11 protein-coding genes and 1 pseudogene are annotated in these 14,248 nt (G+C 71.3%); 5 read left to right on the top strand and 7 right to left on the bottom strand.

Going from position 1 to position 14,248, the window contains the following annotated elements; genetic code table 11:
- Window positions 1-60: 60 nt before the first annotated feature.
- The 7 genes and pseudogenes from KIF24_RS30610 to KIF24_RS30580 form a co-directional block, all read right to left on the bottom strand.
- Window positions 61-1,727 (bottom strand): annotated as a pseudogene (locus KIF24_RS30610) (glycoside hydrolase family 13 protein).
- Window positions 1,724-2,611, bottom strand: coding sequence for a carbohydrate ABC transporter permease (locus KIF24_RS30605; RefSeq protein ID WP_221086993.1), 888 nt, complete (start codon window positions 2,609-2,611; stop codon window positions 1,724-1,726). Before KIF24_RS30605 ends, KIF24_RS30610 begins: the two are co-directional and overlap by 4 nt.
- Window positions 2,612-2,625: 14 nt before the next feature.
- Window positions 2,626-3,582 (bottom strand): carbohydrate ABC transporter permease, encoded by a 957-nt coding sequence (locus KIF24_RS30600; RefSeq protein ID WP_221086992.1) that lies wholly within the window; start codon window positions 3,580-3,582, stop codon window positions 2,626-2,628.
- 81 nt (window positions 3,583-3,663) lie between these two features.
- The gene (locus KIF24_RS30595; protein WP_221086991.1) at window positions 3,664-5,043 is read right to left on the bottom strand and encodes an ABC transporter substrate-binding protein; all 1,380 of its coding nucleotides are present in this window, start codon (window positions 5,041-5,043) and stop codon (window positions 3,664-3,666) included.
- Between the two features lie 348 nt (window positions 5,044-5,391).
- The gene (locus tag KIF24_RS30590; protein ID WP_221086990.1) at window positions 5,392-6,393 is read right to left on the bottom strand and encodes a LacI family DNA-binding transcriptional regulator; all 1,002 of its coding nucleotides are present in this window, start codon (window positions 6,391-6,393) and stop codon (window positions 5,392-5,394) included.
- Window positions 6,394-6,465: 72 nt separating this feature from the next.
- Complete coding sequence (locus KIF24_RS30585; RefSeq protein ID WP_221086989.1) at window positions 6,466-7,944, bottom strand: dihydrolipoyl dehydrogenase family protein; 1,479 nt, start codon at window positions 7,942-7,944, stop codon at window positions 6,466-6,468.
- A 58-nt stretch (window positions 7,945-8,002) separates the two neighbouring features.
- The gene (locus KIF24_RS30580; RefSeq protein WP_221086988.1) at window positions 8,003-8,914 is read right to left on the bottom strand and encodes a phytoene/squalene synthase family protein; all 912 of its coding nucleotides are present in this window, start codon (window positions 8,912-8,914) and stop codon (window positions 8,003-8,005) included.
- Between the two features lie 64 nt (window positions 8,915-8,978).
- Here KIF24_RS30580 and KIF24_RS30575 point away from each other — a divergent pair, with 64 nt between their 5' ends.
- The 5 genes from KIF24_RS30575 (at window position 8,979) to KIF24_RS30555 (ending at window position 14,161) form a co-directional block, all read left to right on the top strand.
- On the top strand, window positions 8,979-10,133 hold the full coding sequence (locus KIF24_RS30575; protein WP_221086987.1) for a polyprenyl synthetase family protein: 1,155 nt from the start codon (window positions 8,979-8,981) through the stop codon (window positions 10,131-10,133).
- Between the two features lie 30 nt (window positions 10,134-10,163).
- Complete coding sequence (gene crtI, locus KIF24_RS30570; protein ID WP_221086986.1) at window positions 10,164-11,645, top strand: phytoene desaturase family protein; 1,482 nt, start codon at window positions 10,164-10,166, stop codon at window positions 11,643-11,645.
- 55 nt (window positions 11,646-11,700) lie between these two features.
- Window positions 11,701-12,291 carry an isopentenyl-diphosphate Delta-isomerase gene (idi, locus tag KIF24_RS30565; protein WP_221086985.1) on the top strand — a complete coding sequence of 197 codons (591 nt, stop codon included), beginning with the start codon at window positions 11,701-11,703 and terminating at the stop codon, window positions 12,289-12,291.
- Window positions 12,281-13,216, top strand: a complete 936-nt coding sequence (locus KIF24_RS30560) for a MerR family transcriptional regulator (protein ID WP_221086984.1) — start codon at window positions 12,281-12,283, stop codon at window positions 13,214-13,216. Before idi ends, KIF24_RS30560 begins: the two co-directional genes overlap by 11 nt.
- Before the next feature lie 150 nt (window positions 13,217-13,366).
- Complete coding sequence (locus KIF24_RS30555) at window positions 13,367-14,161, top strand: polysaccharide deacetylase family protein (protein ID WP_221086983.1); 795 nt, start codon at window positions 13,367-13,369, stop codon at window positions 14,159-14,161.
- Window positions 14,162-14,248 lie beyond the last annotated feature (87 nt).

Here is a 14,248-nt window from a genome sequence, read left to right as displayed (position 1 = left end):
GGGGCGATCCGCCGGCCGGGCGGCGCCGGTGGCGGGACGGGACCACCGGCGCCGTGCGGGCTATCCGGGCCCGCCCGCGGTGCGCAGCCAGACGGCGGTGTCCGGGGCAGCCGGCCGTCGTCGAGTGGGCCGCTGGCCAGCAGTTGCCCGGTGTGCGGCGGCAGTGGCACCGGCGCGCCGGAGAGGTTGACCAGGCAGGTGAACCCGGGATCCCGCCGGAACGCCAGCACGCCGTCCGGGGCCGGCAGCCAGCTCAGCGCCCCGTCGCCGAGCGCAGCCTCGGTACGGCGTAACGCGATTGCCGCGCGGTACAGCTCCAGCATCGAGTGCGGGTCGTCGGCCTGTGTCCGGGCCGTGCGGTCCTTCCAGTCGGCCGGTTGGGGCAGCCACGGCTGCGCGGTCACACCGTCCGGGCTGAAGCCGAACGGTGGCCCGTCACCGGCCCAGGGCAGCGGGACCCGGCAGCCGTCCCGGCCCGGGTCGACACCGCCGGAGCGGTGGAACATCGGGTCCTGCCGCAGCTCGTGCGGGATGTCCTCGACCTCCCACAGGCCCAGCTCCTCACCCTGGTAGACGTAGGCGGCGCCGGGCAGCGACAGCGACAGCAGCGCGGCGGCCCGGGCCCGGCGGGTGCCCAACTCCAGGTCGGTGGGGACTCCTCCCCGCTTGCCGGCGAAGCTGAACGTGGTGTCGCCCCGGCCGTAGCGGGTGACGTGCCGGGTGACGTCGTGGTTGGAGAGAACCCAGGTGGCGGGCGCGCCGACCGGCGCGTGGGCGCCGAGCGTGCCGTCGATGCTCTCGCGCAGCGCGGCGGCGTCCCAGGCGCAGCCGAGGAAGTCGAAGTTGAAGGCGGCGTGCAACTCGTCCGGGCGCAGATAGTTGGCGAACCGCTGCCGGTCCGGCAGCCACACCTCGCCGATCAGCGCCCGGTCGCCGGGATACGCCTCGGCCACCCGCCGCCAGCTCCGGTAGATTTCGTGCACCCCGTCGAGGTCGTGGAACGGGTGCGCTTGCTCCGGCCGGATCTCGGGCAGCGTCGCGTCCTTGACCAGCAGTCCGGCCGAGTCGATCCGGATGCCGTCGACGCCCCGGTCGAACCAGAACGCCAGGATGTCCTCGAACTCGGCACGCACCCGGGGGTGGTCCCAGTTGAAGTCCGGCTGTTCGGGGGCGAAGAGGTGCAGGTACCAGTCACCGGGGGTGCCGTCGGGGTTGGTGGTCCGGGTCCAGGTCGGGCCGCCGAATTCGCCGACCCAGTCGGTGGGGCGCTGGTCGCCGCCCGGTCCCCGACCGGGGCGGAACCAGAAGAGGTCCCGCTCGGGCGCGTCCGGGCCGCCGGCGAGGGCCGCCTGGAACCAGGGGTGCGCGGCGGAGCAGTGGTTGGGCACCACGTCGACGATGCTCCTGATGCCGAGAGCGTGCGCCTCCGCGATCAGCGCCTCCACCTCGGCCAGGGTGCCGAAGACCGGATCGATGTCCCGGTAGTCGGCCACGTCGTAGCCGGCGTCCGCCATCGGCGAGGGATACCAGGGGCTGAACCAGATCGCGTCGACGCCGAGCGCGGACAGGTAGCTCAGCCGGGACCGGATGCCGGCGACGTCGCCGATGCCGTCGCCGTTGCCGTCGGCGAAGCTACGCGGGTACACCTGGTAGATCACCGCTCCCCGCCACCACGGACCGCTGTCTGTTGTGGACACGAGCACCTGCTTTCTGGATTCGGGAGTCATCCCTTGAGGCCGCCGGTGGTCAAACCGGACATGATGTTCCGTTGGAAGATCAGGAAGATGACGACGGTCGGTATCGCGGCGATCACCGACGCGGCGATCACCACGTTCATCGGCGTGCCGCCGGCGAAGGCATAGATGCCGACGCTGACCGTCCGGGTCTCGGGCGACGGCATGACCAGCTTCGGCCAGAGGAAGTCCTTCCAGACCGCGGTCACCGCGAAGATGGAGACCACGCCGAGGATCGGGCGCGACATCGGCAGGACGATCGACCAGAGCGTGCGCAGCGGCGTCGCACCGTCCATCAGGGCCGCCGCCATCAGGTCCTCCGGAATCGAGTCGAAGAACCGTTTCAGCAGGAAGATGTTGAACGCGTTGGCGACCAGGGGCAGCCAGATCGCGAACGGCGAGTCGAGCAGGTTGATGTGCAGGATCGGCAGGTCGATCACGGTCACGTACTGCGGGACGATCAGGACCATCGCCGGGATCATCAGCGTCGCCAGCATCATGCCGAGGATCACGTTGCCGAAGACCGGCCGGAGCTTCGACAGGGAGTACGCCGCGGCGGTGTCGAAGACGAGTTGGAAGAGCACCGCGCCGGCCGCGTAGTAGAAGGTGTTGAACAGCAGCTTGGCGAGATCCAGGTTGTTCCACGCGTCGGCGTAGTTCTGCCACTGCGGATCCTGCGGGAACAGCGACGGCGGGGTCTGCGCGATCTCCTGGCCGGACTTGAGCGCACCGGTGACCATCCAGTAGAGCGGCCCGAGGAAGACGAGCGTGAAGCCGATGATCACGACGGCGAGCAGCATCCAGTAGGTCGCCCTGCCGCGCCCTCGCCGCAGCTGGGCCTGGGAGATGAGGGTCCGGGTCCCGGAGTCGTGTGCCATGGGTCGTCCGTGTCCTAGTCCTGTTTCGCGGTCAGCCGCAGGTAGACGGCGGAGAAGCCGGCCAGCACCACGAGCATGATCACGCCCAGCGCCGCGGCCCCGTTGAGATCGTTCTGGAAGAATCCGTGCTGGTAGATGAGGTACGCGACGGAGGTCGCCGAGTCCTCCGCGCCCGCGCCGTTGGCGAGGATCAGCGGCTCGATGAAGAGCTGCATGGTGGCGACGATCTGCAGCATCGCCAGGAGCGCGAGGATCAGCCGGGTCTGCGGGATCGTCACGTGCCGAATCCGGCGCCAGACCCCGGCGCCGTCGAGCTCGGCCGCCTCGTAGAGCTCGCCGGGAATGTTCTGCAACGACGCCAGGTAGATCAGCACCGCGCCACCCATGTTCATCCAGGTCGACGCGATCACCATCGCCGGCATGGTCATCTCGGGGGATTGCATCCACTGCGATGTCGGCAGGCCCAGGGATTTGAGGATCGCGTTGAACAGCCCCGCGTCGCTGGGGTCGTACGCGTAGAACTTGAAGAGGAAGAGCGCCGAGGCGGGCGGCAGCATCACCGGCAGGTAGACCAGGATCCGCAGGTACCCCTGGGCGTGCCGGAACTCGTTCAGCAGGATCGCCACGAAGAACGGCACCGCGTACCCGAGGACGAGCGCGAGAGCGGTGAAGTAGAACGTGTTCTTCCAGGCGGTCCAGAAGCTGGGGTCGTCGAGGATCCGCAGGTAGTTGTCCCAGCCGACCCAGGTGGTCTCGCCGCGCCGGGTGCGCTGGAAGCTCATCACGACGCCGCGGACCATCGGGTACCAGGAGAAGACCGCGAAGCAGAGCACCGCGCCGATCAGGAACGTGTGCCCGGTGAGGTTGTCGCGTACCTTGCGGCCGAGGCTGGTTCGCGGTGGCCCCGCCGGAGACGACGGCGCGGGGCGACCTGGTGCTCGGCCGGCACCCGGGACGGTGGTGATCGCCAACGTAACTCCTGGTGAGTCAGTGTCCGGACGTGCGGCGCGGTTGGGGTGGGGTCCGGCGCGCCGGACCCCACCCCGTTCGGCTCAGCTCTGCGCGGCGAGGATCTGGTTGACCTTCTCCTCGGCCGTCTTGAGCAGCGCGTCGATGTTCGCGTTCGGGTTGGTCAGCACCCCGGACATCGCCGCGTCGAGCACCGCGTAGATCGCCTGTGCGTTGCGCGGCTCGCCCTTGATCGGGACCGGGTTCGCCTCGAAGAGCACGAAGTTGGCGGTGTCGACGTTCGCGTTCGCCCTGCGCAGCTCCAGTTCCTGCTTCTGCGCCTCACTGCCGTTGGTGAAGAGCAGCGGCTGGGGCAGACCCACCGGGTAGTTCTGCGGCTTGGCCCGGACGTAGTCGAACTGACCCTTGCCGGGCGTCAGCTTCTGGTACGCGATCCACTTCAGACCGGCCCTGACCTGCTCGGGAGTGAGGTCCTTCTTGAAGAAGTAGCCCTCGCCACCGCCGAGCGTCCCCTTGGCCGCGCCGTCCTGGCCGGGCAGCGGGCCCATCGCCCAGTCCTCGAACTTGCCCTGGAACTGGCTGACGATCGCCTGAGTGGTGTCCGGCGCACCGATGAACATGCCGACCTTGCCCGCGCCGGCGTTGGTCAGCAGGTCACCCCACTGGAGCAGCTGGCGGGCACCCATGCTGTCGTCGCCGTACCGCATGTCCCTGAGGTTCTGCAGGACCTGCTTGCCCATGGCGTTGTTGAAGTCGGCCCTGGTGCCGTCCGCGGTCAGCACCTGGCCGCCCTGGGAGTAGAGCAGCGAGGTGAAGTGCCAGCCACCGGTGTTGCCGGCGCTGTACTCCGCGTAGCCGGCGATGCCGTCGCCGAGCGCCGAGATCTTCTTGGCCGCGTCCCGGACCTCGGGCCAGGTCTTCGGCGGGTTGTTCACGTCGAGCCCCGCCTGCTGGAACAGCACCTTGTTGTAGACCAGGCCCATCGAGTAGTTCTTCACCGGTACGGCGTAGAGCTTTCCGCCGTCGGTGAAGACCTCCTTGAGCGCGGGGTCGACGCTGTCCCAGGTCGGGATCGTCTCCGTGGTGGCGAACTCGGAGATGTCCATCGCCTGGCCGGAGTCGAGCACCTGCTGGAGATCGGTCATGTACCCGTAGAACACGTCGGTGACCGTGCCGCCGGCCAGCCGGGCGGTGAAGTCCGGCGGGTTGTTGCACTGCTCGCCGACGCTGACGCTCTTGATCACAATGTCGGTGTTCTGCCGCTGGAACTCGGCGACATCCTCGTTCCAGTTCTGCAGCAACTCCTTCTGGGCGCCGACCGGCTGGCAGTCGACGGTGATGGTGACCTTGCCGCTCGCGTCGTTACTCGCGTCGTCGCTCTTCGTGGAGCACGCCGTGAGGCTGAGCCCCAGCCCGGCTACGAGCGCCAACGCCGCAGCCTTCCGGTACTGCGGTACGGACATCTGTCCATCCCTTCGGGAACGAGTGTCGCCATGAAGTTCGCTTGATCCGCGGTGATCGGTCACCGCCGCGTCGCCTGCTGCTGATCGGTATCTGCCATGCGAACTGACCCGGAGTAGCCACTCCGCGGCCAGGTGTGAGTGGAGTCACTGTAGCGAGGGCGACTCATTTCAGCAAGGTATCGTGCTTGTTTTGCAAGGACACGACTTATCCACGAGAGATCGCGACAGGGCTACATCGGGCGGCCACACAGGTCCGCTTCTCGATGATTTGTCCTCAAGCCGGCCGCAGCGCTGCCGACCACCGACCGGACGGCGCAGTGCGGTCGGGGGCGGTCGGGGGCGGTCGGGTCAGCGGCGCGGCGTGGGCGCGGTCGAGCCGCGCACCACCAGTTCGGGCTCGAAGAGCAACTCGTCGGTGAGCACCCCGCCACCCTCGATCTGGGTGACCAGCAGGTCCACCGCAGCCTGCCCCATCGTCTCGATCGGCTGCCGCACGGTGGTCAACGGCGGGTCGGTGCAGGTCATGAAGACGGAGTCGTCGTAGCCCACCACCGACACGTCGTCGGGCACCGACCGGCCGAGCCGGCGGACCGCCCGGATGGCGCCCAGAGCCAACACGTCACTGGCGCAGATGATCCCGGTGATCCCACGGTCGACCAGTTTGGTCGCCGCGACCCGGGCACCCTCCATGGAGAAGCTGGAGCGTTCGACCCACTCGACGTCGTCGGCCCAGCCGGCCACCGGCCGCATCGCGGTCAGCTTGCGCTGCGACGGCACGTGGTCCTCCGGCCCCAGCACCAGGCCGATCCGCTCGTGGCCCAGTGAGTGCAGGTGACCGTACGCCTGTTCCACCGCCACCGCGTCGTCCGTGGAGACCCGGGGGAAACCGAGCGCGTCCACGCCGGCGTTGACCAGCACCACCGGCAGCCCGCGGTCGGTCAGCCGCCGGTAGTGCTCGTGCGACGCGTCGGCCAGGGCGTACGACCCACCGGCGAAGATGACGCCGGAGACCTGGTGGTCCAGCAACATCTCGACGTACGCCGACTCGGAGACGCCGCCGATGGTGCGGGCGCAGAGCGCCGGGGTGAACCCGCGCTGGGCCAGCGAGCCGGTGACCACCTCGGCGAGCGCCGGGAAGATCGGGTTCTGCAACTCGGGGAGTACCAGCCCCACCAGCCGGGCACGTTCTCCGCGCAGCTTGCTGGGTCGCTCGTAACCGAGCACGTCGAGGGCGGTGAGCACCGCGGTCCGGGTCGCCTCGGCCACCCCGCCGCGGCCGTTGAGCACCCGGCTCACCGTGGCCTCACTGACGCCCGCCTTGCGAGCAACCTCGGTCAGCCGTTTCGTCACGGCCGCAATCCTACGTCTACTGGCTGCAAGAATCGAACAGCCATCTGCTGCGAATTGAAGCCAGACGTCAGATCACGAGGCGAGGTCGCGCAGCGCCTCGGAGATGGCCCGGTGGAAGGTCGGGTACGCGTAGATCATGTGCCGGAGCTGGGCCAGCGGGACCGCCGCGTGCACGGCCACCGCCAGCCCGGACAGCACCTCGCCGCCGGCCGGGCCGGCCGAGGTCGCCCCGATGAGCACCCCCTGGTCGGCATCGGCGACGAGCTTGATGAAGCCCACCTCGTCGGTCTTGTGGATCCAACCCCGGGTGGACGAGGCGAGCTGCGTGAAGCCGACCTGCACGTTGATGCCACGCTCCCGGGCCTGCCGCTCGGTGAGGCCGACCGCGCCGATCTCCGGGTCGGTGAAGGTGACCCGGGGTAGCGCCCGGTAGTCGGCGCGGGGCACCGACCCGGCCGTGCCGCTCGATCCGGTGGCGGCCAGCGAGCTGGCCACACCGGCCGCGCCACCGACCACGCTGGCGGTGCCGCTCGGATCCGCCCCGCCCTGGGCCCGCCGCATCTGGTCGAGCACGTCGGCGACGACGATGGACGCCTGGTACATGGCGATGTGGGTGAACGCGCCCTCGCCGGTCACGTCACCGACCGCCCAGATCCCGTCGGTCACGTGCAGCCGGTCGTCGACCGCGAGGTACCGCCGACCGGCATCCACGCCGACCGTGTCCAGCCCCAGCTCATCGAGGCGCGCGCGGCGGCCGGTCACCACCAGCAGCCGCTCGGCGGTGAACTCCTCGCCGTCGGCGCCCCGCAGGGTGAAGCCTTCGGTGCCGTGCTCCACCCGGGCGGCCTTGATCCCGGTGCGGATCTCCACTCCGTCGGCCCGCAGCGCGGCTGCGGCGGCCTCGGAGGCCTCCGGCTCCTCGACGGCCAACACCCGGTCGGACGCCTCGACCACGGTGACCCGTACGCCGAAGCGGGCGAACACCTGGGACAGCTCCAGTCCGATCGCCCCGCCACCGAGCACCAGCAGCGACCCGGGCAGTTCCTCGACCTCGATGGCCTCGCGGTTGGTCCAGTACGGGGTGTCGGCCAGCCCGTCGACCGGGGGGATCGACGGGCTGGTCCCGGTGCCCAGCACGATTCCGTGCCGGGCCTGGAAGACCTGGTCACCGACGCGGACCCGGCCGGGCCCGTCGAGCCGGCCACCACCCCGGACGAAACGACCACCCTTGCCGGTGAACCGTTGCACAGCGGCCCGGTCGTCCCACCCGTCGGTGGCCTCGTCGCGGATGCGCTTCGCCACCGGTGCCCAGTCCGGGCTGACCTGGGCGGCGCCGGCCAGCTCGCCGACCCGGCGGGCCTCGGCCAGGGCGTTCGCCGCGCGGATCATCATCTTGCTCGGGATGCAGCCCCAGTACGGGCACTCCCCGCCGACCAGATTCCGCTCGACCCCGACGACCGTGAGCCCGGCCTCGGCGAGTCGCCCGGCCACCTCCTCGCCGCCGACTCCGAGCCCGAGCACCACCACGTCCACAAGTTCCGGCTCCGCCATGACGCCAGCATCGCGCACCCTGCCGCCGGCGGCCAGCCGGCCACGCGGCAGCAGCCGCTCAGCGCACCTTCGGTCCGGGTACGGCGACCGGCCGACCGGTCGGGGCGAGCAGGACGCCGGCGGCCACCGCCATCCGTCGACGCTGCGGCACGGTGGCCCGTCGGGCGAACACGTCGTAGTCCTGGGCGGCAACCTCGTCGAGGATCCCGCCGTAGAGCAGGTACGCGGTGCGGATGCAGGCCTGCGAGGCACCGTCGAGCAGCACGACGCCCGGCGCGGCGGCGGCGTAGTGCGCCTGGGCCCGCGTCACCTCGTACCGGATCAACTCGCGGACCGGCTCGCTGGCCCGGCCGGCGGCGCGGCAGGCCGCCAGGTCGTCCCGGCTCACGCCGAAGGCGGCCAGGTCCTCATCCGGCAGGTACGTCCGGCCCCGGTCCAGGTCCTCGGCGACGTCCCGGATGAAGTTGGTGAGCTGGAACGCGAAGCCGAGTTGGCGGGCCGGCTCGCGGGCCGCCGCCGCGTCGCTACTGCCCAGGACGGGCAGCATCATGGTGCCGATGACCGCGGCCGAGCCCTCCATGTAGTCCACCAGATGGTCGTAGCTGCGGTAGGACGTGACGGTCAGGTCCATCGCCATGCTCTTGAGGAACGAGGCGAAGTCCTCCCGGTCGAGGTCGAAGACGGCGATGGTGTGCAGCACCGCCGGAAGCAACGGGTCGACCACCCGCTCGCCGTGCAGACCGGCGACGAACCGCCCGCCCCAGTCGTCGAGCCGCGCCGCGCGCTCGGCCGGCGGCAGGGCGTCCGTCTGGTCGACGATCTCGTCGGCGTACCGGGTGAATCCATACAAGGCGTGTACATGCCGCCGTTTCCATGCGGGCAGCAGTCGGGTGGCGAGATAGTAGGTGCGGCCATGACGTCTGTGCAGCTCACGACACCTCTCGTAGGCAGCGGCGAGATCCAGGTCCACCGGCCCTCCCTTGAATCGATGCACCAATCGACGCAACTTGTCACCTTAGGGTACGCTCGGTGGCATGGCCAGCGACGGACCAACCGGTAACCTCCTTCGCGTGGCACCTGAACAGACGGTCGACGGAGACGACCCGATCGGCGCGGTGCTGGCGGCGTACACCCGGGATCTCGTCGCGGCGGTCGACGAGACGCTTGCCGAATTCCTGACCGCCGAGGTCGACGGGCTGACCGAGATCGACGCGGCGATGGGCGACTTCGCCGCGACCGCCCGCGACTGCGTCCTCACGGGTGGCAAGCGGGTCCGCCCGACCTTCGCCTACTGGGGATGGCGCGGGGTGATCGGCGGTGACGAGCCGATCACCCCGGTGCTGCCCGCGCTGGCCACCTTGGAGCTGCTGCACACCTTCGCGCTGGTCCACGACGACGTGATGGACGCCTCCGCGACCCGCCGGGGCAGACCGACCGCACACGTGGCGGTGGCCGCCCAACACGCCGCGGCCGGCCGCAACGGCGACTCCGATCGCTTCGGAGAGGCGGTCGCGGTGCTCATCGGCGACCTCTGCATGGTCTGGGCCGATCAACTGCTGGCCCGCGCCGACCTGCCAGCGAGCCGGTTGCTCAAGGTACGCCAGGGCTACGACCGGATGCGGGTGGAGACGGTCGCCGGGCAGTACCTCGACATCCTCGGCGAGACGGATGCGGGAAACTGGTCGGTCGACCGGGCGCTGCGGGTGGCCCGCTACAAGACCGCCAGCTACACCGTCCAGCGACCGCTGCTCTTCGGCGCCAGCCTGGCCGGTGTCGGCGAGGACAACCCCCTGGCCACCGCCTACACCCGCTACGGCGTGGCCGTCGGCGAGGCGTTCCAGCTCTGCGACGACCTGCTCGGCGTCTACGGCGACCCGACCACCACCGGCAAGCCGTCCGGTGACGACCTGCGCACCGGCAAGCCGACCGCGCTGCTGATGCTGGCCCGGGAGTTGGCCACCCCGGCTCAGTTGCGGACGCTCGACGGCGCCGACCACCCGTCCGAGGCACCGGAGATCGCCCGGCTCGCCGAGATCGTGGTCGACACCGGCGCGGTCGGACGGGTCGAGCGGATGATCGACGAGCGGGTCGAGGACGCGCTGGCCGCGCTCGACGCCGTCGCCGTCGACGAGACCGCGCGCACCGCGCTGATCGGTCTCGCCAGCGCCGCCACCCGCCGGCGGGCATGATGGGCTCCCTACCCAGAGAGGTGGTCGCCGGTGCGGACCGTTGACGGGCGTACGGATCGGGTGGTGGTCGTCGGGGCCGGCCTCGGTGGCCTGGCCTGCGCGCTGCACCTGGCCGGCAGCGGACGACAGGTGACAGTGCTGGAACGCGAACCGGTACCGGGCGGGCGGGCCGGCCGGCTCAGCGTCGACGGCTACGAGTTCGACACCGGCCCGACCGTGCTCACCATGCCCGACCTCATCGCCGAGGCGCTGGCCGCCGTCGGTGAGGAGCTGTCCGACTGGCTCGAGTTGGTCCCACTCGACCCGGCCTACCGTGCCTACTATCCGGACGGCTCCACGCTGGACGTGCGCACCGACACGGCCGCGATGGCGGCCGAGATCTCCCGGGTGTGCGGGCCTCGGGAAGCCGACGGCTACCTGCGGTTCGTCGACTTCGCCCGCAACCTGTGGCGGCTGGAGCGGGCGGACTTCATCGAGCGCAACCTCGACGCGCCGACCGACCTGCTCACCGCCAACCTGCTCAAATTGGTCGCCACCGGCGCCTTCCGGCGCCTCCAGACCAAGATCGACCAGTTCTTCCGGGATCCACGCACCCGGCGGATCTTCTCCTTCCAGGCGATGTACGCGGGGCTCGCCCCACACGACGCGCTGGCCATCTACGCGGTGATCGCGTACCTCGACTCGGTGGCCGGGGTGTACTTCCCGCGCGGCGGCGTCCACGCGGTCTCCCGGGGGCTGGCCGGCGCCGCCGAGAAGCACGGCGTGAAGATCCGGTACGGCACCACGGTCACCCGGGTGGAGACCGCGAACGGCCGGGCCACCGGGGTGTCGACCGCCGACGGCGAGTTCGTCCCCGCCGACGCCGTGGTGCTCAACCCCGACCTGCCGGTCGCCTACCGCGACCTGCTCCCGCCGACCCGTCCGCGCCGGCTCACCTACTCCCCCTCCTGCGTCGTCCTACACGTCGGCTCGACCCAGGGCTACCGCCGCATCGCCCACCACAACATCCACTTCGGGCGGGCCTGGAAGGGCACGTTCGACGAGGTGATCCGGCGCGGTCAGCTGATGTCCGACCCCTCGCTGCTGGTCACCAACCCGAGCCGGACGGACCCGGCGGTGGCCCCGGCGGGGCGGCACACCTACTACGTGCTGGCCCCGGTGCCCAACCTCGACCGGGCGCCGTTCGACTGGCGCGGCGATCTCACCGCCCGATACACCGACCGGCTCGTCCGCACCCTGGAGCAACGCGGGTACGTCGGCTTCGGCGCGGGCGTCGAGGTATTGCGGTCGATCACCCCGGCGGAGTGGGCCGAGCAGGGCATGGCGGCCGGCACCCCGTTCGCCGCCGCGCACACCCTCTTCCAGACCGGGCCGTTCCGGCCGTCGAACCTGCACCGGTCACTGTCCAACGTGGTCTTCGTCGGCTCCGGCACCCAGCCGGGCGTCGGAGTCCCGATGGTGCTCATCTCCGGCAAGCTCGCCGCCGCCCGGGTGACCGGGGGAAACCGGTGAGCACGAACAGCGACGCGCGGCGCAGCCCCGCGGTCGCGAGCGAAGGACGGCTCTGATGCCACAGTCGCGGGAGGGCCACCTGGTGGAGCTGGTCGACGACACGGGCCGGCCCGTCGGTTCGGCCACGGTGGCCGCCGCCCACCAGCCGCCGGGCCGGTTGCACCGGGCGTTCTCCGTACTGCTCGTCGCGCCGGACGGCCGGGTACTGCTCCAGCGGCGCGCCGCCGTGAAGACCCGGTTCCCGCTGCGTTGGGCCAACTCCTGTTGCGGGCATCCGCGGCCCGGCGAGGCGCTGACCGAAGCCGCCAACCGGCGGCTGTCGGAGGAACTGGGCGCCGGCCCGGTCCCGCTCACCGAGGTCGGGATCCATCTCTACCGGGCCGAGGATCCGGCCACCGGACGGGTCGAGGTCGAGTACGACCACGTCCTGCGCGGCGAGTTCGGCACCGACCAGCCGCTGCGCCCGGATCCGGCGGAGGTCGCCGAGTTGCGCTGGGTCGACCCGGCGCAGCTGGCCGTCGCCATCGACCGCGATCCCGACGTGTACGCGCCGTGGCTGAGCGGCGTGCTGGACCGGCTGCTGCACCCCTCGGAACCCACCGGGCGGCGAGCCGGCGACGCGTCGGAGCGGTCGGGTGACCGATGAGGCGCTGAGCGCGGGGGTCGTCGCCCGGCGGCTGGGGGTCGCCGTGACCACACTGCGCACCTGGCACCAGCGGTACGGCCTCGGTCCCAGCCAGCATGCCCCGGGTCACCACCGGCGATACACCCCGCCCGACCTGGCCCGGTTGGAGATCATGCGGCGGCTCACCGCCGAGGGGGTCAGCCCCGCCGAGGCGGCCCGCTGGGCTCGGCAGACACCCGACACCCAGGCCGCGGGCATGCCTGCCGGGAAGCGGGCGCGCGACGGCGGCGGCGCGACCATTCCGGTCGGCCGCGCCGGGCCGGCCGCCCGCGGCCTGGCCCGGGCCGCGATGCGGTTGGACGCGGCGGCGATCAGCGAGGCGATCTCCCGTGCCATCGCCACCGACGGGGTCGTCGGCACCTGGGATCGGCTGCTGCGCCCGGTGCTCGCCGCGATCGGCGAGCGGCACGCCGCGACCGGGGTGCTGATCGAGGTGGAGCACCTGATGTCCCGGTGCGTCTCGGCGGCGTTGACCGCGGCTGCCATGGGCCGTCCCGCGCCCGGTCCGCCCCGCATCCTGCTCTCCTGCGCCGACGAGGAGCAGCACAGCCTGCCGCTGGAGGCGCTGGCCGCGGCGCTCGCCGAGGTCGGCGTCGGCTACCGGATGCTCGGCGCCCGGGTGCCGGTGGCGGCGCTGCTGGACGCGGTCGACCGGACCGGACCGGCCGCCGTGGTGGTCTGGTCGCACACCCGGGCCACGGCCGATCCGGCCCAGCTCAGCGCCCTGCTCACGGCGCCACGCCGGCCGCTGCTGGTGCTCGCGGCCGGGCCGGGCTGGCGAGCCGGCACGCTGCCCACCGCAGTGGTGCGCCCGATCGACCTGTCCGAGGCGGTCGCGCTCGCCATCGCCGTACGGGACTCGCTGGACCACTCGGCCGGGTCCTGACCGCTCGGCACGCCGCGGACGGCGGTCGCGCTGACGGGTCCGGCGTACGCACGGAGTGCGGTCACGTCCTGACCCGCCGTCGGTCCACCCGGAACAGGTGAACTAGCGTCTGGAGGTCCGCGTAACCCGAACTCCTCTCGGGAGCGAACGATGCGTCCCCACGCCCTGCTCGCGTGCCTCCTGGGCCTGGTCGTCCTGCTCGTCACCGGCTGCGGTGGTGATGGCGGCAGTTCGCCCGGGGCGGGCGCCCCAGCCAGCCCGCCGCCCTCGGCGGCCCTGCCGCCGGAGACGACCCCGTCGCCGGTCCGCACCGTGCCGCCGACGCCGCCGACGCTGCTGCCCCTGCCGGCGAAGCTGCCGGCCGGTCTGATCCGCACCACCGGCACCAAGAAGGTGGCCCTCACCTTCGACGACGGCCCGACCCCGGCCTGGACGCCGAAGGTGCTGGACCGGTTGAAGGCTGCCAAGGTCACCGCCATCTTCTGCGTGGTGGGTACGCAGGTCCGCAAGCACCCCGGGCTGCTCCGGCGGATCGTCCGGGAGGGGCACCAGCTCTGCAACCACAGCTGGAACCACGACCTCGACCTGGCTCGGCGGCCGGTCGCCGAGATTCGCGCCGACCTGGTACGCACGAACAAGGAGATCCGGCGGGCCGCCCCCGACGCGGAGGTGCCGTTCTACCGGCAGCCCGGCGGACGGTGGACGGCCGAGGTGGTGAAGGTCGCGAAGCAGTTGGACATGCGGTCGCTGCACTGGACCGTCGACCCCAAGGACTGGGCCAAGCCGACCGCCGCCACGATCGAGAAGCGGGTGAAACGCGCCGCCCGTCCCGGAGCCGTCGTCCTGCTGCACGACGGGGGCGGTGACCGGGCCGCCACCCTCGCCGCCTGCCAGCGGCTGATCGCCGGCCTCAAGCGCGACCACGGCATCACGGAACTCGCCTGACCTGCGCTTCTTCGGGTCCGCGTAGCTGCGGCCATACCGGTTTGGTCGACCGGTTCGACATCACGTATGCTTTCGAGGCCTCCGGCG

The sequence above is a fragment of the Micromonospora tarapacensis genome, assembly GCF_019697375.1.
GTDB classification, from domain to species: Bacteria; Actinomycetota; Actinomycetes; order Mycobacteriales; family Micromonosporaceae; genus Micromonospora; species Micromonospora tarapacensis.
Note: the sequence above shows the minus strand (reverse complement) of the source record. Positions and strands in the feature narration are given on the sequence as shown.

Excerpts from the sequence above, each read along its gene's own strand:
- KIF24_RS30605 (WP_221086993.1), bottom strand. The coding sequence starts at position 2,611 with ATGGCACACGACTCCGGGACCCGGACCCTCATCTCCCAGGCCCAGCTG.
- KIF24_RS30595 (WP_221086991.1), bottom strand. The coding sequence starts at position 5,043 with ATGTCCGTACCGCAGTACCGGAAGGCTGCGGCGTTGGCGCTCGTAGCC.
- KIF24_RS30585 (WP_221086989.1), bottom strand. The coding sequence starts at position 7,944 with ATGGCGGAGCCGGAACTTGTGGACGTGGTGGTGCTCGGGCTCGGAGTC.
- KIF24_RS30575 (WP_221086987.1), top strand. The coding sequence starts at position 8,979 with ATGGCCAGCGACGGACCAACCGGTAACCTCCTTCGCGTGGCACCTGAA.
- idi (WP_221086985.1), top strand. The coding sequence starts at position 11,701 with ATGCCACAGTCGCGGGAGGGCCACCTGGTGGAGCTGGTCGACGACACG.
- KIF24_RS30555 (WP_221086983.1), top strand. The coding sequence starts at position 13,367 with ATGCGTCCCCACGCCCTGCTCGCGTGCCTCCTGGGCCTGGTCGTCCTG.